Source organism: Georgenia halophila (genome assembly GCF_039541595.1).
In genome coordinates this window covers 284,402-304,344 of sequence record NZ_BAABGN010000012.1, presented here as the reverse complement: position 1 = coordinate 304,344, position 19,943 = coordinate 284,402, and the positions used below count along the sequence as shown (strand labels likewise).

The following is a 19,943-nucleotide window of genomic DNA, read 5'->3' as shown; positions in this document are numbered from 1 at the left end:
GGAACACCCTGTTCAGCGAACCTGGCCGGCCATAGGGTCGACTCATCAACGTCCACCATTCCTCGCAACGACGCTCGGGAGCAGCGCGACGCCACCCGCATCCACCGGGAGCGGCGGCGAGCACGGTTCCTGTGTGGAGCCAGGGACAGAGACCGGAGCAGCTATGAAGAAGTGGATCCGCATCGTCGCCGTGGCGGGCCTGATCACTCTCCCGCTCGGCGCGACGACAGCGGTCGCGGCAACGCCGGAAGCCGCTGCCGAGGGAGCGGCCGGCTTCCGTGTGCTGCCCTACCTGCAGAATCCCGGTGCGGACGCGATGACGCTGAGCTGGGTGTCAGAGCGTGACGAGCCCGGAACCGTGACGGTGACCGGCCCAGGTCTGCGGGGACGGGCAGAACTGACGTCCGAGCCGAACTACCTCGACCTCATGGAGTACACCGACGCCGAGCTCGCCCAGGAGATCCCGGGCCTCGAGCAGGGCTCGTGGCTGCTGTCGGACAGCAGCTACCGGCACACAGCCACGCTCGACGGGCTCAAGGCGGACCACACCTACCGGTACACCGTCGAGCAGGGGGACGAGACGTTCGACGGGACCTTCACCACCGCCCCCACGGCCGAACGGTGGCGGGACCTTCGCGTCGTGGCCTTCTCGGACACCGAGACCGAGCCCGCGGGAGCGATCGAGCAGCGCGAGTGGGAGCTGCACCCCGAGACCGGGTACACCGCGGACTCCGTGCCCCGGCCGGGCCCCGGGTCGCTGTGGGAGGAGACGCATGGCTCGACCACTCGGTACGGCGAGTTCACGCTTCGGTACCCGATCGACCAGCAGCGTGCGCTCGTCGAGAACCTCGGCGTGATCGAGGAGGCGGATCCCGACCTCATGCTGTTGGCCGGCGACCTCGTTCAGGGCTCCGGCTACCAGCCCGCCTGGGACGAGTTCTGGCGCCACTTCGCCGGCGAGTACGGCACACTCGCCACGAACACCCCGCTCGTCACCGCCATCGGCAACTGGGAGACGTACGCCGGCATCAACGGCGGTTACGGGACGCCGGAGGACCGCAGCCCCGCCGTGATCGGCCGCAACCGGTACCACGACTACTTCGACACCGGCGGCGACCCGGAGAACCCGCATTACAAGGACTCCTACCACCGCGTGGACTACGGGCCGCTGACCGTCATCACGCTCGACTCCACCAACGGCATCCCCGACGAGAACGTGAACGAGGGGATCCTCTCCGGCGAGATGTTCTCCGGGGACGACACCAACCCCACCGAGGCCCGGCGCAGCACCGACACCCAGGGCAGCTTCACCGCCGAGGAGTACGACTTGGCCTTCGCCGACGTGTTCGGCGCGACGCCCGAGGACACGGACCTGCCCAACTTCAATCCCGGGACCGAGCAGTGGGACTGGGCGCAGGAGCAGCTCGCGGACGCGCGCGAGCAGGGCCAGATCGTCGTCGTCCAGTTCCACCACGCGCCCTACTCCTCGGGCGTGCACGGCACGCCACCGAACCACGAGTACGCCGACAACCAGTCGGGCGTGGCGATGCGGGTCTACACGCCGATGTTCGAGCAGTACGGGGTGGCGGCGGTGATCTCCGGGCACGACGAGATGTTCGAGCGGTCGTGGGTGGACGAGGACGGCGACGGCGCCGGGTTCCACGTCTACGACGTCGGCGTCGCAGCCGACGGGCTGCGCGGCGAGCAGCTGGCCCCGGACGAGAACGGTGACTACGCGCCGGTCGACTTCAACAGCCGCTCCGAATGGACAGCGTCCGGCGACGAGCCCGAGACCTGGGAGCTGGACGAGAACGGCAACCCGCGGTTGGTCGACGGCGGCCTGCACTACGGGCACCTGCAGATGGACCTCGAGAACACCCGGTGCGGCGCCGAGATGACGCTCAGCCCGGTGTACGTCTTCCCGGTCCTGGACGAGGACTACGAGCTCGTCCGCACTGAGCGGCGCGTCTACGACGACGTCGTCGACGTCCAGCTCGCCGACGACGGAACGCCGCTCGCCGGTGCGCCGGACTGCCACCCGGGCCGCGGGCACGGAACGGGGTCGAAGCAGTAGGGGCTCTTCGTACCCCGAGAGACCGCTCAAGGCGCGCGACGACCGTCGGCGCGTGCGCACCGGTTGGTGTCGCGAAACTGCTCGCGCTGCGGCGTCGTGGACCCTAACGTCGCGATGGTGTCCGCCTACGTCCGTCCACCGCTGCCCAGCCAGGTCTTCCACGAGGCCGACGGCACGCCGTTCGTGTACGGAGAGCGGTGGGGATGCGGCGACCCGCCGGAGGAGTCGTACAGCCGCGTGTCCCACCCGGAGCGGTTCGCGCCGCTGCACGACGTCGCCGACGCCCTGGTCGAGCACCTGGCCAACACGTATGACGTCCAGGTCCGCGAGGGCGACGGCCCGGGTGAGAACCGGGGAGCGGTGGTGCGGCGGGCGTGCGTCCTGACGCCGGCGTCGGCCGCGGCAGCACCGTTGACGCTGCTGTGGACCGACCATCCGAGCGTGGTGCTCCGCGCCGGCCTGCTGGCCGAGGACATTTCTCCCGCATGCGGCTGCGATGCGTGTGACGAGCCGCTGGAGGCTCAGGTCGAGGATCTCGAGGAGTATGTGCTCGGCGTCGCGGCCGGTCACCTGACCGAGTGGGTCCGCGGCCGCGTGACGTGGGTCGGCTTCCGGCTCGAAGCGGTCGACGGACACCGGTCGGGGGAGTCGCGCAGCGACATGTCATCCGCAGCGGTGCGCGACGCGCGTCATCGCCTCGCCGCCCTCCCCGCGGGTCGCTGGCAGCCCTGGCCGCTGAAGGACCGGCTCACTGAGCCCTGAGTCGCGCACCCAGCAGGTCGACGCCGGCGCCACGCAGATCGGCAAGTGCCGCCGTCCGGCCGGTCGCGGCCATGGCCAGCGCCTCGGACGGCCCGGTGAGGTCCGCGCCGGAGCCGGCGGACCAGTCCTGGTCGGTCTGGTGTCCGCCGCCCCTCCGGCAGCCATACAGACGAGCGCCAAGAGTCTGACCACCGGACGCACCGATCCCGGTTCTCCCTGCTACGTCAGGATGGAGGTGGTCGACGCCGGTACGACGATGGGAGCGGCCGGCGAATGAGCACGGACCGACCGACTGTGACTTCGGAAGGAAGCGAGGGTGTCCCTGTGACCGTGAAGCCGAGTGTTGCCGACGACGTCGACGCGGCTGCGCCAGGCGTGCGCTGCCACGAGCACTTCGTGGGAGTGGAGTCGTGATCCCGGGCGGTGAGGGTTGGCTCCGTCCGCTCGGCCGGACGGGACTGGAGGTCTCCGCCGTCTGCGTGGGCGGGGGTCCCCTCGGCTCGATGCCAGGACTGTTCGGCTACGACGTCTCCGCAGACCAGGGCGTCGCGCTGGTTCAAGAGGTCCTGCATAGCCCGATCCGGTTCCTCGACACGGCCAACGGCTACAGCGACGGCGAGTCAGAACGGCGCATCGGCGCCGGGATCGCGGCGAACGGTGGACTGCCCGAGGACTTCGTCATCGGCACGAAGGTCGACGCCAAGGGCTCGAACTACTCCGGCGCGCGGGTGCGCGAGTCGGTCGCGGAGAGCAAGGAACGCCTCGGTCTCGACAGGCTGCCGTTGGTGCACCTGCACGACCCCGAGAACCACGACTTCGACATGATGACCGCGCCCGGCGGAGCCGTGGAGACCCTGGTCGCCATGCGCGACGCCGGAGAGATCGGTTCGATCGGACTGGCTGGTGGGGACACGCGGATCAACGCGCGGTACTTCGACCTCGGCGTCTTCGATGTACTCCTCGTGCACAACCGTCTGACGCTGGTGGACCGCAGCGCCGACGCGCTCGTCGAGCGAGCTGCCGAGCGGGGCATGGGTGTGCTGAACGCTGCGGTGTACGGCAGCGGGGCACTGGCACGCCAGGAGGGCCCGGTCGGGAAGTACGGCTACCGGCCTCCGTCGCAGCCCGTGGAGGAGGCGATTCTCGGTCTGCGCCGGTTGTGCGCCGAGTACGGCACGGACATCGCGACTGCCGCCTTGCAGTTCTCGCTCCGCGACCCGCGCGTGTCCTCGTCGATCGTCGGCATCAGCAAGCCGGAGCGGCTCGAGGGCGTGCTCGCCGCCTCGGCCACCGAGTTGCCGCAGGAGTTCTGGGACCGGGTGGAGGAGCTGTGCCCGGCGCCTGAGTGCTGGCTAGACGCGGATTGAAAGCTACCGCTTCGGGTTCTTAGCCATCGCGGCCGAGCCCATTCGCATGTCCGAGGGTGAAGGGTTGCGTGCGGGGTCGGTGCGGACCATCGGCCTTGGCCGCGTGGGTTGCGCGCCGCCTGCCGTGCTGTTGTTGTCCACGTCCGGCCTTTGGTGACGGCGGATCCACAGGGGCGTCGTTGCCGGGGCAGCGTGTCAGTGCGTCGTACTAGTGTTCGATGCATGACGACGACGGCACCGGTGGCGGCGGAGCAGGTGCGGACCGTGCGCACCCGACTGGCCGAGGCCAGCCTGCCCACCATCAACGCTGATACCGGCGATGCTAGTGCGGGGTTGATCGATCTGATCGCCGAGCTGGAGGCGTTGAAGAACACGGCGACGGCGATCCAGGCCGACGCTGCGGTCGAGGTCGACAAGACTCGCCGCGGTGAGGAGGCGGAGCGGGGTGTGCCCGCCGCCCGTCGTGGTCGGGGCGTGGCCAGTGAGATCGCGCTGGCCCGACGGGAGTCCCCGCATCGGGGAAGGCAGTTGCTGTCCCTGGCCAAGACCTTGCGCTCGGACCTGCCGTGTACGGCGGCCCGGCTGCGCGATGGGTCGATCTCCCAGTGGCGGGCGAGCCTGGTGGCACGCGAGAGCGCATGCCTGGACCAGGCCGAGCGCGCACAGGTCGATCACGACCTGTGCGCGGACCCGAAGAACCTCGAGGGCCTGGGCACCCGAGCACTCGTCGCGCAAGTGAAGAAGGCCGTGGCCGAGAAGGACGCTGCGGCAGTGGTCGCGCGTGCCCGGCGTGCCGAGTCCGAACGCCATGTCAGTATCCGGCCGGCACCGGATGCCATGTGCTACCTGACGGCATTGCTGCCCGTAGCTCAGGGCGTGGGTGTCTACGCGGCGTTGACCCGGGACGCGGAACAGACCATCAACTTCGACGGCGAGGTCCGCGGCAAGGGCCAGGTCATGGCCGACCTGTTCACCGCGCGGTTGACCGGTGCCGAGATGACCCTCGTCACCACCGAGAACGTGGCCCAGCAGCAACGGCCCCACAGGTCAAGCGAATCCAGTGGGCACGGTGAGGCTGGACGATCCCAAGAGCCCGGCGAACCGGGTGAGATGGTCATCGATGTTGCTCCGCCCGCGGTGCCGGTCACGGTCAACGTGACCATCTCCGACCTCGCGCTCCTCGGCGGAGGTCAGGAGGCCGCCACGATCACCGGCAATGGCGTGCCCGCCCAGGTCGTCCCCGCCGAGATCGCCCGCCAGCTTCTGGCTGACACTCTCAACACCGCCACGGTGGACAACCAAGTCAAGGCCTGGATCCGGCGCCTCTACACCGACCCGGGCGGGAACTTGATCGCGATGAGCACCAAGAGCCGGCTCTTCCCCGCCGGACTGGGCACCTTCCTCACCCTGCGTGATCAGGGCACCTGCCGGACCCCGTACTGCGACGCCCCCATTCGTCACATCGACCACATCGTCCCCTCCGCCGACGACGGCGACACCGACGCCGAGAACGGTCAAGGCGCCTGCGAGGCCTGTAACCACTCCAAGCAAGCCCCCGGATGGACACAGACCGTCGAATCCGCCGACCCCACGGCGATGAGTCGAAACCGCACCGCCGAGGACAACGACCGGCGACATCGCGTCACCACCACCACACCGACCGGTCGCAGATACCGCTCCACCGCGCCACGAGCCCCTCGATCGAACCCCCGCGCCGGCACTGGCGACGAATGCACACCAGCACGCGGCGGCCCCGACCACCACAGACGCGCCGTCGACGCCGCCTGACCCGGCAAACGCGACGACTCGGCCAAGGCGAGCCAGCGGTCGATTCGCCGAGTCGCCGTTGCGTTCACGTCTCGATCGATTCGGATCTCTAGGTGCTTGCCGACTATTCACTGACGGCAGGACGGGGTCAATGATCGGCCCGCAAGCTGCATGACCCCTTCGGCCAGCTGCTCCGAGCCACGCCTGCGAAGCTTCCCAGGTGTCGGTACCCGTAAGAACAGTCTTCGGGTACGGAACCCTGACGGGTCGATCTGCCGACGCTTGAGCTGGGCAGGTCAGCTGCGCCGTCGAGCGCCCCACCCGATTGGCGAGAGTGCCGCGAACAGGCCACCGACCACCGCGAACGACGCCGCCAACGGCATCATGACCACTGCACCGGCCATGATCGCCGGTCCCGCGAACATGCCGACCGAACGGAAGGTCCCCAGGGTGGCGATGGCGTCACCCTTGTCGTTCTCGGCCACGCCGTCGACGGCGACGGCGCTACCGAGCACCTGGAGGACCCCGGCCGCGGCACCCGAGATCACGAGCACGGCGAACGCCCCAACCGTGCTGCCGGCGACGACACCGAGTGCCGCGACGGTCGCTCCGGCTGCCAGCGTCGCGGCGATCAGGGTGCGTTTGCTAGAGATGCGTCCGAGCGGCGCCGAGAGCCAGCTGCCGAAGAACAACGCTCCGTTCGCGGCCGCCGAGAGCATCCCGACGGTACTCGAGGACTTGCCCGCCTCTGTCAGCACCACAGGGACGTAGGAGGTGAGGATCCCGCGCCAGGTGCCGGCCGACGTCGTCGCGATTCCTCCGGCCACGAAGCCCGGCTGGGCGAACAGCCGCTCACGAAGGCGGGTGCCCGGCTCCCGCGGCGGGAACGGCGGCAGGTACACCAGTAGCGACGCGACGAATGCGGTCAGCGCGCCGGCCCCGGCCGCGCACAGCAGCGCGGGCACCACCGACTCCGCGGACAGCCAACCCGCCAGGGCGGGGCCGATGAGTGAGCCGACCACCGAGCCGCCGTTGATGATCGAGAGCCCGCGCACCGAGGACCGCGACTCGCGCACCATGTGCGTCTGGATGCCCGTCCAGAAACACGCCCGGGACAGCCCGAACACGATCTGTGCGAGGACGAGCACCGCCATGTGGGTCGAGGCCACCATGAGCAGGCACGTGACGATCATCAGCACGCCGGACGCCACCACGAACCACTTGTCCGAAATCCGCCGCAGCATCCGTCCCATGTAGAGCCTGATGAGGATCTGCGACACGGCCGCGACGGCGACGAAGGCGCCGACCGCGGCGGTGCCGTATCCGGCGGCCAGCGCCAGCAGGGGAAAGGCCACGCCCTGAATACCCATCGCGAGGGCGAAGACAGCCGCGGAAACGGCAGCCGCGACGTCATCGCCGCCGGCTGCCGTCAGCTTCTTGGTCACCCTCATACGCCGCGGACTGTACGCCCTGGGATCACCAGCGGTTCACGACCGTTCGCCGGGCATATAGGCCTTGTGGGCGGGGCCGGGGCGGGGGCGGCCGACCGGCTCCGCCAGATCGCTGGTGACCGATCGGCCGCGCGGATGCCCGCTCGGTCGGACCCTCGTGTGGACAGGCGCGCACCGGCTGACTAGGTTCGGAGGCTGACCCCCGGGGAGCGCTAGGAAAGAGCGCTGAGAGTGCGGAACGTCCGCAGACCCGTCCACCTGATCCGGTTCGTACCGGCGTAGGGAGCAGGGCACTGGCCGTCGTGGGTCGACGGCGAGTCTCGTCGTACCCGCGGGCCCGAGAGAGGGACCGTGATGAGCACATCCACCACCCGACCGAACCCATCGACCGATGCCGCCGGAGCCAGCCCGGCCGAGCTCGGCGTCGGCATGCGGTTCAGCATCCACCCGCACACCGACCGCTTCGTCGACGTTATCCTCGGCGCGCTCGCCGACGTCGAGGAGGCGGGCCTCACCGACGGCCTGACGACCGAGACCGACGAGGTCAGCACGTACGTCGGCGCCACGACCGCCCCCGCCGAGCAGCGCCTGGCCGCGTATCTGTCCGCCGTCATCGCCGCGGCCTCGCGCCGCTCCGGCGGCGGGCACGTCGTGGTCCACGTGCTGCTCTCGCGCGGCTGCCCCGGAGAAACCACGTGCGACCTGTCCGTCACCGGGCTGCCGGATGCCGAGCCGATCGAGCTCGAGCCCACCGGCATCACCGCTGCGGCGCAGTGGTCGCTGTACCCGCTGCTCGATGCCGGTGGCCCGGCTAGCGCCAGCAACAACGGCGACGACAATGGCAACGCCAGCAGCGGCGACCACATGGCCCACATCGAGTCCGCCATCGCCGCCGCCCACGGGCGCGGGACCGCGGCCACCCCGGCCCACTACGCCACCAAGCTCACCGGCGACATCGCCGAGGTGCTGGCCACCGCCGTCGACGCGTGGGCCCAGGTCGGCGCGCACGTCCCGCACGTCGTCACCCACCTGACCATCTCGGTCGGCTCGCCCACCCAGAGCGAGGGCTGACGGCGATGAGCACCACGGACAGGGCCACCCGCGGCACCCGCCAGGGCTGGGCCATGAAGGACCTCGTCCTCATGGTCGTCCTGGGCGCCGTCTTCGGCTTCGTCTACTGGGCCCTCGTCCAGGCCTGGAACGGCCTGAGCATTCTCATGGGCCCGGCCGGCGACCTCTCCCAGCACGTCCTGCTCGGCGGCTGGCTGATCGTCGCGCCGATCGCGATCGCCATCATCCGGCGGCCGTTCGCCGGGATCATCGCCGAGGTCCTCGCCTCCGTCATCGAGGTCGTCTTCCTCGGTTCCCCGGTGGGCCCGCTGCTGATCCTTGCCGCCGCCATCCAGGGCGCCGGTAGCGAGCTGCCGTTCGCGCTGACCCGCTACCGCAGGTTCGGCTGGGGCGTCTTCGCGCTCTCCGGGCTCCTCGGCGCCGGCCTGGTGTTCTTCTACTCCGCGTTCCGCTTCGGCTGGTACGGCCAGGACATCTTCGCCCTGCGGCTGGTCCTGCAGTGCGCCTCGGGGATCGTCCTCGGCGGGCTGCTCGCCAAGGTGATCGTCGACGCCCTGGCCCGCACCGGCGTCGTCGACAACTTCGCCATCGGCCGCGCGCTGGACCGTTCGTGAGCACGAGCCAGACGGCGGATGACGACCCGGTCGTCGAGCTCGACGACGTCACGGTCCGGTTCCCGCGCCGGGACGAACCGGTGCTCCGGCACGTCTCGCTGCGGCTTGTGCCGGGGGAGCACGTGGTCGTCCTCGGCGCGTCCGGATCCGGGAAGTCGACCGTGCTGCAGACCATCACCGGCGTCGTCCCGCACACCGTGACCGCGGACGTCAGCGGTGAGGCCACGGTTGCCGGGACGACGACGCCCGAGACCTCCGTCGTCGAACGGTCCCGGTACCTCGGGGTGCTCGCGCAGGATCCCTCCTCGGCGGTGTGCCTGCCGGGCGTGGAGCAGGAGCTGGCGCTGCCGCTGGAGAACCACGCGGCCGACCCGGCCACCATCGGCCCGCGGATCGACGAGGCCCTTGATGCCGTGGGCGCCAGCCACCTGCGCGACCGGCCGACGGCGGCACTCTCCGGCGGCGAGTCGCAACGCGTCGCCCTGGCGGCGGCCCTCGTCACTGAGCCGGAGGTGCTGCTGCTCGACGAGCCGACGTCGATGCTCGACCCGGCCGGTGTCGCCGCCGTCCGCGGTGCGCTGGGCGAGGCGGTCGAGCGGTACGGGCCCGCCGTCGTCCTGGTCGAGCACCGCCTCGACGAGTGGGCCGGGGCCGACGGTGCCGCCGGGCTGCCCGCACGCGCCCTCGTCCTGAACGAGACCGGCGAAGTGCTCGCCGACGGCCCCACCGACGTCGTCCTGAGCGACCACGCCCGGGACCTGCACGCGGCCGGCTGCTGGTTGCCGCTCGACACCGAGCTGCGCGCGCTGACCGGCGCGGCCGGCGGGTTGGCGAACCCCGCCAACACCGAGCTCCTGCACTCACTGGCCAACCGCCGAGAGCAGCCGTCTGGACCGAAGGCGGATGTTCGAACAGCTGCTTTTGGTGCGGACGGCCGCTCTCGGCGGGATGAGGTCGATCCGCGCGAGCCGCTGCTGTCCGCTCACGGCCTCGCCGTCGCCCGCGAACAGCCCTTCCGACGCCGGAACGAACCGGCACCGCCCCCGCTGCTCACCGGCATCGGCCTCGAGCTGCACCCGGATGAGGTGGTCGCTGTGCTGGGTGCGAACGGCGTCGGGAAGTCGACGCTGCTGCTCACGCTCGCCGGCTTGCTGGGCCCGTGTGCGGGCAGCGTGGAGGGTCCGAGGGCCGGCGTGGTGTTCCAGAACGCCGAGCACCAGTTCCTCGCCAACTCGGTCCGGGCGGAGATCGGCCACGGTCTACCGGCCGACGCCGCCGAGGAGATCGTGGCGCGCCAGCTCGAGCGGCACCGTCTGACCCACCTCGCCGACCAGAATCCGTTCCGGCTCTCCGGCGGGGAGAAGCGCCGCCTCAGCCTCGCCGCGATGCTCGCCCACGACCGCCCGGTGCTCCTCGCCGACGAGCCCACCCTCGGGCTCGACCGCCGCGACGCCATCGCGACCGCCGGCACGCTGCGCGACGTCGCCGAGAGCGGGGGAGCCGTCATGCTCGCGAGTCACGACCTGCGCACCGTCGCCGCGCTCGTCGACCGGATCGTCGTCCTCGGAAACGGCGGCGTGCTCGCGGACGGGCCGGCAGCCGACGTGCTGCGCGACGACGCCGTGCTGGCCCAGGCGGGCCTCACGCTGCCGCCGCTCGTTGCCTGGCTCCTCGAGCACGAGCCGCGGTCGATGCGCACCGTGCTCCGCCAGCTCGACGAGGCCGTCTCCGCCCCCCACCGAGAGCGGAAACCTGCACCAAGAGCGGACGTTCAAACATCCGCTAATGGAGCAAGTATCCGCTCTCGGCGCGAGGGCGGGCGCGAGGATGGGCGCGAGGACGGACGACCGGCGCCGAGTGGCACGGCCTACGGAGCCGTCCGATGAGCGCGCTGACCGCGGCACCCGTCGCCGAGTCCCCGCTGGCCCGGCGCAACCCCACCATGAAGCTGGCCCTGCTGGTGCTGGTCTCCGTCGTCGCGGTGTTCGTGCTCGACCCGCTCACCCCGAGCGTCCTCTACCTGCTCGGCCTCGCCGCGGTCGTGACGACGGTCCGCCCGCCGGCGCGCACCCTGGCGCTGGCCCACGTGCCATTCGCCGCGTTCGCGCTCGGCGTCTTCATCGTCAACGCCCTCGCCAGACCCGGCGAGATCCTGTGGCAGGCCGGTCCGCTGCGCATCACCGTCGAGGGCCTCGAGATCGGCGGGGCGCTCGCGGCCCGCACCCTGCTCATCGGCATCCTCGCCATCGGATTCCTGCTCTCCACCGACGGCGTGGCCCTGATGACGAGCCTGCACCAGAACGCCCGCCTCGGCGCCCGGGTCACCTACGCGATTCTCGCCGGGTACCGGATGCTGCAGGAGATGCCGCGGGAGTGGACCACCATCCGGCAGGCCCACACCGTCCGGGCAGACCCGCGCGACGGCGGAGGCCCGCCACGCGGCCCGCGTCACCTCGGCGGGGTGATCTTCACGCTGCTCGTCGTCTCCGTCCGCAAGGGCGAACGCATGGCCCAGGCCCTGGAGTCCCGCGGGCTCGGGCTCGAACCGCGCACCACCTGGCGGCCCGTGCGGGTCACCGGCGCCGACTGGGCGATGGCCGGCGCGGTGGCCGCCGTCGTCGCCCTGGTGATCGGCGCGAGCGCCTGGCTCGGCTACCTGGAGGGTCCGAGTGCGCTCTTCGGCTGACATCCCGCTCGTCGCGATGGTGAACCCGCCGACGAGCCAGTACTCCGAGAATTGGCGGCACCCGCTGGCGCGCACCGACTGGCTCGACGCCCGCTTCTACGCCGACCTCGCCCGCACCCTCGAGCGCGGCGGCTTCGCCATGATGTTCATGCCGGACGCGCTCGCGATCCCGGAGGACGGGGCCGGCAGCTACGCCACCACGGTCCGCACCGGAGGTAAGGGCACGATCTACCTCGACCCGGTCGTCGTCGCCTCCGTCGTCGCGGCGTCCACCACACACCTGGGCATCGGGGCGACGATGTCGACGACGTTCCTCCCGCCCTACGCGATCGCGCGCACCATGCTCACCCTCGACCACCTCTCCGGCGGCCGCATGGCCTGGAACGTCGTCACCTCTACCACCGACGCCGAGGCCCGAAACATGGGCATGGACGCCATCCCCGGCAAGGTGGAGCGTTACGACCACGCCGACCAGGTCGTGCGCACGGTCCTCGATCTGTGGGCCACCTGGGCGCCGGGCGCACTCACGCTCGACGGCGACGCCCGGGTCTTCGCCGACCCCAACCTCGTCTCCCGCATCCCGGACTCCGACGGCCAGGCGCTGAGCCGCGGACCCCTCACCCTGCCCCGCAGCCCGCAGGGCCGGCCGGTCCTCATGCAGGCGGGCGCCTCCGAGCGAGGCAGAGCCTTCGCCGCACAGTGGGCGGAGCTTGTCTTCGTCGTCGCCGACAGCCCGGACGCCATGCGCGCGATCCGCACGGACCTGCGCGAGCGGGCGGCCGCTGCGGGCCGCGACCCGGACGGCATGCTGGTGCTGCCCGCCGTCCAGCCGGTCGTCGGCGCCACCGACGAGGGCGCGCGGAACCGGCTCGCGGAGATGGAGTCGTTCCTCGACGAGGACGAGGTGCTCACGATCCTCGCCCGGCTCCTGCATGCCGACCCGGCCGAGCTCGATTCCGACGGGGACGCCGTCACGCTGATCGAGGCCCACCGAGGATCGACCGGCAGCGACGGGTTCGAGGAGATGCTGATCCGCGCCTCGCGGGCCGAGGGCCTGACCGTCCGCGACCTGGCCGTCCGGCAGGCCATGAGCCAGCTCAAGCCCCAGCCGACCGGCTCACCCGCCACCGTCGCCGACTACCTGTGCGATCTGATGGACTCGGGTGCCGCGGACGGGTTCGTCATTATGCCGTCGCTGTACCCGTCCTCGATCGAGGACTTCGTCGACGGCGTCAGCGCCGAGCTCCGCCGTCGTGACCGGCTGCCCAAGAATCCAGAGAATCGGACCCTGCGGGGTCGCCTCGGTCTGCCGGTGTGACGACGGACGGCCCGGTCCGGCTGGCTGGCGGTAGTTAGCGGTGTGTGCTGGGTCAGGGGCGGTGTTTCCGTGCGGTGTGTCTTGCTGCTGTGAGGGTGAGGGCGGTTCCCAGGAGTAGCGCGAGGGCGGCGGCGGTGAGTGTGGTGAGGGTGTCGGCGCCGGTCTCTGGCAGCTCGGTGACCGTGGGGGTGACCTCGACGGTGACGGTGTCGGTGAGTGTGTCGGTGGGCGTGTCGACGGTGGCGGTGATCCGGTGGGGGCTTGCCTCGGGGAAGGTGACGGTGAGGCCGTCGATGCTGTCGTCCGGGTGGTTGCTGGCGAGTTCGACGGCCTCGTCGCCGATTTCGACGGGGTTGCCGTAGGCGTCGGTCCCGTCCACGGTGAAGGTGAGCGATCCGCCCTGGTCCACGTTCAGGCCCTCGGGCGCACGCAGCTCGATCGCAGCCAGTGGTGCGGCGGTGACGTCCACGGTCGCGGTGGTGGTGACCGCCGGGTCGGTGTCCAGGGCGGCGGTGACGGTGTGGCTGCCGGTGGTGGTGAACGTGACCGTGTCGCCGTCGACCTCGGCTCCGGCGTCGGGAATGTCGAGCGTGGTGGTGTCGGTCAGATCGCCGAGGTCGTTGCCGAACCGGTCGGTCCCGGTGACCGTGTATGTCACCGACTCGCCCGCGACGACCTGCTCCGCCGACGGCGAGAGCTCGATGGTGGCTACTGGTGCGGGGGTGACGTCCACGGTCGCGGTGGTGGTGACCTCGGGGTCGGTGTCCAGGGCGGCGGTGACGGTGTGGCTGCCGGTGGTGGTGAACGTGACCGTGTCACCGTCGACCTCGGCTCCGGCGTCGGTGTTGATGGTGGTGGTGTCGGTCAGGTCACCGAGGTCGTTGCCGAACCGGTCGGTCCCGGTGACCGTGTAGGTCACCGACTCGCCCGCGACGACCTGCTCCGTCGATGGCGAGAGCTCGATGGTGGCTACTGGTGCGGGGGTGACGTCCACGGTCGCGGTGGTGGTGACCTCGGGGTCGGTGTCCACGGTGGCGGTGACGGTGTGGGTGCCCGCGGTGGTGAACGTGACCGTGTCACCGTCGACCTCGGCTCCGGCGTCGGTGTCGGGGGTGTTGATGGTGGTGGTGTCGGTCAGGTCGCCGAGGTCGTTGCCGAACCGGTCGGCGCCGGTGACCGTGTAGGTCACCGACTCGCCCGCGACGACCTGCTCCGTCGACGGCGAGAGCTCGATGGTGGCTGCTGGTGCGGGGGTGACGTCCACGGTCGCTGTGGTGGTGATCTCTGGGTCGGTGTCCAGGGCGGCGGTGACGGTGTGGGTGCCCGCGGTGGTGAACGTGACCGTGTCACCGTCGACGCCGGCGGTCTCGGGGGCTTCGATGGTCGCCTGGTCGGTTAGGTCGCCGATGTCGTTGCCGAAGCGGTCGGTGCCGGTGACCGTGTACGTCACCGACTCTCCCGCGACGACCTGTTCCACCGACGGCGAGAGCGCGATCGAGTCCAACGGTGCGGGGGTGATCTTGATGTCGTGGCGGGCCGGGTCGGGTGCGGCGAGGTAGGCGCCGTCGGTGGATCCGAGGTAGGTGGCGCTCACCTCGATGGTGGTGCCCGCGGTGGTGGGGAATCCGTCGATGGTGGTGGTGGCCACGCCGTCGTTGTCGACGGCGATGTCGATGGGGTCCTTACCGGCAACGCTGAAGCGCACCGTGCCGGTGAACGCGACGCCGGGCTGGGCCTCGCCGACGGCGCCGACATCCGCGCTGACCTCGACCTCGCCGTCGGTGGCGGTGATCGAGTCGGGAGCCTGCAGGCTCACCTCGGTCTCCACGGCCGAACGCAGCAGCACCGTATGCAGCCAGCCGGCCGCCACGTCGGTGTATACCATCCCCTCCGGCAACTCCGGCACCTCCGTGCGCCCGTCCCCGGCGTCCTCGCCGAAGGCCACTGCCTTGCCGTCCGAGCGCAGCAGCACCGTATGCGCGTCGCCGGCGGCCACGTCGGTGTATACCATCCCCTCCGGCAACTCCGGCACCTCCGTGCGCCCGTCCCCGGCGTCCTCGCCGAAGGCCACTGCCTTGCCGTCCGAGCGCAGCAGCACCGTATGCCGGTACCCGGCGGCAACGTCGGTGTAGACCACGCCCGGGTCGAGGTCCGGCACCTCCGTCTGCCCGCCCCCGTAGTCGTTGCCGAAGGCCTTGACTGTCCCGTCCGAGCGCAGCAGCACCGTATGCTGGACGCCGGCGGCCACGCCCGTGTAGGTCACCCCGGCAGGAAGGTCCGGCACCTCCGTCTGCCCGCCCCCGTAGTCGTTGCCGAAGGCCTTGACCGTCCCGTCCGAGCGCAGCAGCACCGTATGCCGCAAGCCGGCGGCGACGTCGGTGTAGACCACGCCCGGCTCGAGGTCCGGCACGGTCGTCCGCCCGTGCCCGGCGCCGAAGGCCACTGCCTCCCCGTCCGAGCGCAGCAACACGGTGTGGAAGCCACCGGCGGCGACGTCGGTGTAGGCCACGCCCGGCTCGAGGCCCGGCACCTCCGTCCGCCCGTCCCCGTCGTTGCCGAAGGCCTCGACGTTGCCGTCCGAGCGCAGCAGCACCGTATGCGCCCGACCGGCGGCGACGTCGGTGTAGGTCACCCCGGCCGGGAGGTCCGGCGCCTCCGTCTCCCCGAACCAGTCGTCGCCGAAGGCGATCGCCGACCCGCCGGGGACCACCGGCTCGTCGGCAGACGCGCGCGGGCCACCACCTAGGCCGGTCAGCACACCCGCGAGCACGGCCACCACGACAAGCTTGCGGATCCACAGCATGAGCGGACATTAGCGGACGAACAGTCCGCAAGACAACGGTGTCAGGGACCCATCCGGTTGCGGTGCGCGAGCTGGGTCAGCTCCTCCACCGAGACCGGCACCGCCGGCAGAACCGGCCGCGGCGCGCCCTGCGGCCGCAGGGCATCAAGGACCAGCGCCCGCACCCGAGGGATCAGCACGGACCGTTCCGGGTCGCGGACCCACACCAGATCCGCGAGCATCCCGGCCAGTGCCGCGACATCGGTGACATCGACGTCCTCGCGGATCTGGCCCGCCGCCTTGGCCGCCTCCACCGCGCCGGTGATCACCGGCGCCGACGCGCTGACCCGCACCTGTTCGGGAAAGACACGCTGGACCCGGACCCCGACCGCCCGAGCGATCGGGACATCGAGAGAGAACTGGACCACCTGGTCGATGAACGCAACCACCCGCTCATACGGATCCGCAACGTCTGCGAGGGCTTCGCCCGCCTCGTCGACGCGTTCCTGGAACCGGTGATACAGACCCAGCAGCAGGTCATCCCGCGTGGGGAAATGCCGGTAGACCGTGCCGATCCCCATCGACAGATCCTCGGCAAGACGATGCAGACTCACCTCGAGCCCCTCAACAGCGAACACCCGCTCCGCATACTCGAGAATCCGCTCACGATTCGCCAACGCATCCCGACGAGGACGACGCCGCCGAGCAGGGCTAGTCATCTCGGCAGTATGCCCCCACGCACCCGCCTTCCACAGCCACCCACGTCATGAGCGTCCACGTCTCGAGGCAGCGTGGCTGGTATCGATGGTCCTGGAAGGCGACGAGGCCCAGCCCCGCCGGACGCCCGGAGCATCCCGGGCGCCCGGTCGGGGTCAGTGGCTGTGCCCCTCGTGCTCGCCGCTGCTCTCCTCGCCCTCGGAGTGCTCGTCGTCCTCCGCGGCATGGTCCTCGTGCTCGTCCCCGCCGTGCTCCGGCGCGAAGCCGGTGCCCGCGGTGACCTCGTCCGGCACGTGCGGCAGGTCGTAGGACCGCAGCACCTCGCCCGAGGAGATGTCGACGGCGTGGACCTGCCTGTTGGCCGGCTCGGTGACGTAGGCGATCGCACCGGAGACGTGCAGGGCCGGACGGGCCTCCTGCCACTCGGTCGGCTCCTCCCACGGCTCCACGACCTCGGTGCGGCGGATCTCCTCGCCGGTCTCCTCGTCGATGACGCGCAGGGCGCCGTCGGTGGTCAGGACGAGTGCCTCGCCGTCGGGCCCGCGCCCGAGCGATCGGAACGAGTAGCTCGCGCCGAGCTCGACCAGCTGGAGACCGGCGTCGCGCGTGTCGATCAGCGCGACGCGCTCCGGACGCTCGAGCTCGGCGTCCGGGTCGACCTTGTAGTCACCGAGGACGATGGGGGAGTCGTGGCTTCCGGCGAGGTTGCCGCTGCGGGCGTACTCGTCGTCGACCTCGACCTTGGTGAAGGCGCCGCCCGCGAGCACGACCGGCCCGTTCTCGCACCCGAAGACAAGCGCGTCATCCTGAGCGGCGGCCTCCCCGTGCACGCCGGGGCAGTCGTCCGTCGCGGCGATCTGCTCTCGGTCGGCGTCGAGCAGTGCGACGCCGGAACGTTCCTCCTCTGTCCCGACCGTCACGGCGAGCTGGTCGCCCGGCAGCGGCACCGCGACGCCGTGGTGCGCCTCCGGCGCGGTCCACGACCCGGTGATGACGTCACCGACGTTCTCGACACCGTCCGCCGTGACGCGAGACGGGTCGAGCAGGGTGACCTCACCGGTGCCGTCGGCGAACAGCGCCGTGACGCCGTCGTGGACCACTGCGTGACCGGCGTGCTCGGCCGGGAAGGTCAGGTCGCTCAGGTGTGGGTCCGAGGCGTAGTAGTGGTCGTGACTCCCGTGCGGCACCGCGGAGAGCCCGGTGTCGTAGGCCTGGAAGCCGTCGGGCGTCGTCACCAGGACGTGCCGACCGTCGCCGGCCTGGTTGACGCGCAGGTAGCCGTCGAGCGGGACGTCGTCGAGGATCTCGCCGCTCCCGGTGTCGAGCGTCATGACACCACCGTCGTAGGTCAGGACGAGGCGCGGGTCGAGCGTGCTGACCTCGACCTCCCCGGACGGTCCGGAGTCTGCGGTCGAGGATTCGGCGCTCGGCGCGGCCGGGTCGGCGGACCCGGTACCAGTACCGGTTCCGCCGCATGCGGCGAGAGTCAGGGCGAGGGCGAGGGAACCCGCGGCAAGGGCGGGACGCCTGATGGGCAGGGACATGTCGGGTGAACTCCTCAAGCAGTGGTGATGGATGGCCGCGCGGTGCTTGAACAGTAGAGACTGATAATCGTTATCGTCAATTGCTACGCGGCCGCCCGAAGCCGTGACAGGGGACCGACGACCCGCAAGACTCATGCCATGAGCTCCGGCCCCCGGCCCTGGGTGCTGCACGTCGACCTCGACCAGTTCATCGCCGCGGTCGAGGTGCTGCGCCGGCCCGAGCTGGCCGGGAAGCCGGTGATCGTCGGCGGCCGCGGGGACCCGACCGAGCGGGCCGTCGTCTCCACCGCCTCCTACGAGGCGCGCGCGTTCGGCGTCGGGTCCGGGATGCCGCTCAAGATCGCGGCGCGGAAGGCGCCGCCGGAGGCGATCTTCCTGCCGGTCGACGCACCTGCCTACGAGGCCGCCTCGCAGACGGTCATGGACACCCTCAGGGCCCTCGACGGCGTGGTAGTCGAGGTTCTCGGGTGGGACGAGGCGTTCCTCGGTGCGACGACGGACGATCCGGAGGCCCTCGCCCGGCGGGCCCAGCAGGACGTCCTGGAGGCGACCCGGCTGCACTGCTCCGTGGGCATCGGTGACAACAAGGTGCGCGCGAAGATCGCCACCGAGTTCGGCAAACCGCGGGGAGCCTTCCGGCTCACGGGGGACAACTGGTTCGAGGTCATGGGGGAGCGGCCCACGCGGGCGCTGTGGGGCGTGGGCTCGAAGATCTCCAAGCGGCTCGCAGCCCGCGAGATCGAGACGGTCGCCCAGCTCGCGGCCGCACCGCGGGAGGACCTGGTGGCCGAGTTCGGCCCGCGCATGGGGGCCTGGTACGGCGAGCTCGGCCACGGCCTCGGGCCGGCCGTCGTCGACGACTCCCCGTGGATCGCCCGGGGCCACAGCCGGGAGACCACGTACCAGCAGAACCTCAGCACGCAGGACCAGATCGAGGAGGCCGTCCGGGAGCTCGCCGCCCAGGTCTTCGCCGACACCGCCGCCGAGGGGCGGCCGGTCTTCCGGGTGCACCTGAAGGTCCGGTACGCGCCCTTCGTCACCAAGACGATCGGCAAGAAGCTGCCCGCGCCCACCGCCGCGCGCGACGACGTCGTCGCGGCCGCCGTCGCCCTCACGGAGCGCCTCGAACCCGGGCGGGAGATCCGCCTGCTCGGAGTCCGCGCCGAGATGGTCATGCCGGACGGCGGCGATCCCGCTGAGCGCACACCGGTGCGGGGGCGGCTGTGAGGCAGTGGTGAGTCATCGACCCGAAAAGACCCGGCAGACGACGTCGGAGACCGACAGGAGACAAGAGATGGTCACGTTCACAACAACCCTGGCGGCGGGCGGCGGCAACAACGTCGGCATCGTCGTGCCGGAGGAGGTCGTGCTCGGCTTCGGGCGTGGCAAGCGCGTGCCGGTCGTCGTCACGATCGACGGCGGCTACAGCTATCGCAACACCATCACCTCGATGGGTGGGCGCTACATGATCTCGTTCAGCTCCTCTACCCGGGCGGCGACCGGCCGGGGCGCCGGTGACGAGGTCGAGGTCAACCTCGAGGTCGACGATGCCCCGCGCGTCGTCGAGGTGCCCGAGCCGCTGGCTGTGGCCTTCGCCGACAACCCGTCCGCCGCCGCGGCTTGGAAGGCCCTGAGCTACAGCAAGCAGCGCCAGCACGCCGAGTCGATCACTGGCGCCAAGACTGAGGAGACGCGCACGCGTCGCGTGGAGAAGGTGCTGGCCGCGCTCGCCTGAGACTCAGCGGGAGGTAAGGACCCGGTCGGTGTTGGCGGGATGAGAGGGCTGCCTG

15 protein-coding genes and 1 riboswitch are annotated in these 19,943 nt (G+C 70.9%); of the genes, 11 read left to right on the top strand and 4 right to left on the bottom strand.

Annotated elements, in window-relative coordinates:
• Positions 1-163 precede the first annotated feature (163 nt).
• The 4 genes from ABD907_RS15335 to ABD907_RS15320 all read left to right on the top strand — a co-directional run bounded on the left by ABD907_RS15335 (position 164) and on the right by ABD907_RS15320 (position 5,991).
• On the top strand, positions 164-2,074 hold the full coding sequence (locus ABD907_RS15335) for a metallophosphoesterase family protein (protein WP_345217141.1): 1,911 nt from the start codon (positions 164-166) through the stop codon (positions 2,072-2,074).
• Between the two features lie 117 nt (positions 2,075-2,191).
• On the top strand, positions 2,192-2,836 hold the full coding sequence (locus ABD907_RS15330) for a DUF6226 family protein (RefSeq protein WP_345217140.1): 645 nt from the start codon (positions 2,192-2,194) through the stop codon (positions 2,834-2,836).
• 503 nt (positions 2,837-3,339) lie between these two features.
• Positions 3,340-4,203 carry an aldo/keto reductase gene (locus tag ABD907_RS15325; protein WP_345217139.1) on the top strand — a complete coding sequence of 288 codons (864 nt, stop codon included), beginning with the start codon at positions 3,340-3,342 and terminating at the stop codon, positions 4,201-4,203.
• 108 nt (positions 4,204-4,311) lie between these two features.
• The gene (locus ABD907_RS15320; RefSeq protein WP_345217138.1) at positions 4,312-5,991 is read left to right on the top strand and encodes an HNH endonuclease; all 1,680 of its coding nucleotides are present in this window, start codon (positions 4,312-4,314) and stop codon (positions 5,989-5,991) included.
• 275 nt (positions 5,992-6,266) lie between these two features.
• On the opposite strand, the gene ABD907_RS15315 is transcribed toward ABD907_RS15320, so the two are convergent.
• Entirely contained in the window at positions 6,267-7,421 is a 1,155-nt protein-coding gene (locus tag ABD907_RS15315; protein WP_345217137.1) for an MFS transporter, read from the bottom strand.
• A gap of 193 nt (positions 7,422-7,614) precedes the next feature.
• Positions 7,615-7,725, top strand: a riboswitch (TPP riboswitch).
• Positions 7,726-7,775: 50 nt separating this feature from the next.
• Between ABD907_RS15315 and ABD907_RS15310 the strand changes: the two genes are divergently transcribed.
• The 5 genes from ABD907_RS15310 to ABD907_RS15290 are packed head-to-tail and all read left to right on the top strand — an operon-like array spanning position 7,776 to position 13,110.
• Positions 7,776-8,492: a YkoF family thiamine/hydroxymethylpyrimidine-binding protein gene (locus ABD907_RS15310; protein ID WP_345217136.1), complete on the top strand. Its 717-nt coding sequence runs from the start codon at positions 7,776-7,778 to the stop codon at positions 8,490-8,492.
• Between the two features lie 5 nt (positions 8,493-8,497).
• The gene (locus ABD907_RS15305) at positions 8,498-9,106 is read left to right on the top strand and encodes an ECF transporter S component (RefSeq protein ID WP_345217135.1); all 609 of its coding nucleotides are present in this window, start codon (positions 8,498-8,500) and stop codon (positions 9,104-9,106) included.
• Positions 9,103-10,992 (top strand): ABC transporter ATP-binding protein, encoded by a 1,890-nt coding sequence (locus ABD907_RS15300; RefSeq protein ID WP_345217134.1) that lies wholly within the window; start codon positions 9,103-9,105, stop codon positions 10,990-10,992. Before ABD907_RS15305 ends, ABD907_RS15300 begins: the two co-directional genes overlap by 4 nt.
• Complete coding sequence (locus ABD907_RS15295; RefSeq protein ID WP_345217133.1) at positions 10,989-11,792, top strand: energy-coupling factor transporter transmembrane component T family protein; 804 nt, start codon at positions 10,989-10,991, stop codon at positions 11,790-11,792. The genes ABD907_RS15300 and ABD907_RS15295 overlap by 4 nt, the downstream gene beginning before the upstream one ends.
• The gene (locus tag ABD907_RS15290; RefSeq protein ID WP_345217132.1) at positions 11,776-13,110 is read left to right on the top strand and encodes an NtaA/DmoA family FMN-dependent monooxygenase; all 1,335 of its coding nucleotides are present in this window, start codon (positions 11,776-11,778) and stop codon (positions 13,108-13,110) included. The genes ABD907_RS15295 and ABD907_RS15290 overlap by 17 nt, the downstream gene beginning before the upstream one ends.
• Before the next feature lie 52 nt (positions 13,111-13,162).
• Here ABD907_RS15290 and ABD907_RS15285 read toward each other — a convergent pair whose 3' ends face one another.
• From ABD907_RS15285 to ABD907_RS15275, 3 genes are all read right to left on the bottom strand, one after another.
• Positions 13,163-15,913: an RCC1 domain-containing protein gene (locus ABD907_RS15285; protein WP_345217131.1), complete on the bottom strand. Its 2,751-nt coding sequence runs from the start codon at positions 15,911-15,913 to the stop codon at positions 13,163-13,165.
• A gap of 41 nt (positions 15,914-15,954) precedes the next feature.
• Complete coding sequence (locus ABD907_RS15280) at positions 15,955-16,569, bottom strand: TetR/AcrR family transcriptional regulator (protein WP_345217130.1); 615 nt, start codon at positions 16,567-16,569, stop codon at positions 15,955-15,957.
• Between the two features lie 195 nt (positions 16,570-16,764).
• Positions 16,765-18,153 carry a hypothetical protein gene (locus tag ABD907_RS15275; RefSeq protein ID WP_345217129.1) on the bottom strand — a complete coding sequence of 463 codons (1,389 nt, stop codon included), beginning with the start codon at positions 18,151-18,153 and terminating at the stop codon, positions 16,765-16,767.
• A 138-nt stretch (positions 18,154-18,291) separates the two neighbouring features.
• Here ABD907_RS15275 and ABD907_RS15270 point away from each other — a divergent pair, with 138 nt between their 5' ends.
• Positions 18,292-19,380 (top strand): DNA polymerase IV, encoded by a 1,089-nt coding sequence (locus ABD907_RS15270; RefSeq protein WP_345217128.1) that lies wholly within the window; start codon positions 18,292-18,294, stop codon positions 19,378-19,380.
• Positions 19,381-19,447: 67 nt separating this feature from the next.
• Positions 19,448-19,888: a YdeI/OmpD-associated family protein gene (locus ABD907_RS15265; protein WP_345217127.1), complete on the top strand. Its 441-nt coding sequence runs from the start codon at positions 19,448-19,450 to the stop codon at positions 19,886-19,888.
• Positions 19,889-19,943: the final 55 nt, after the last annotated feature.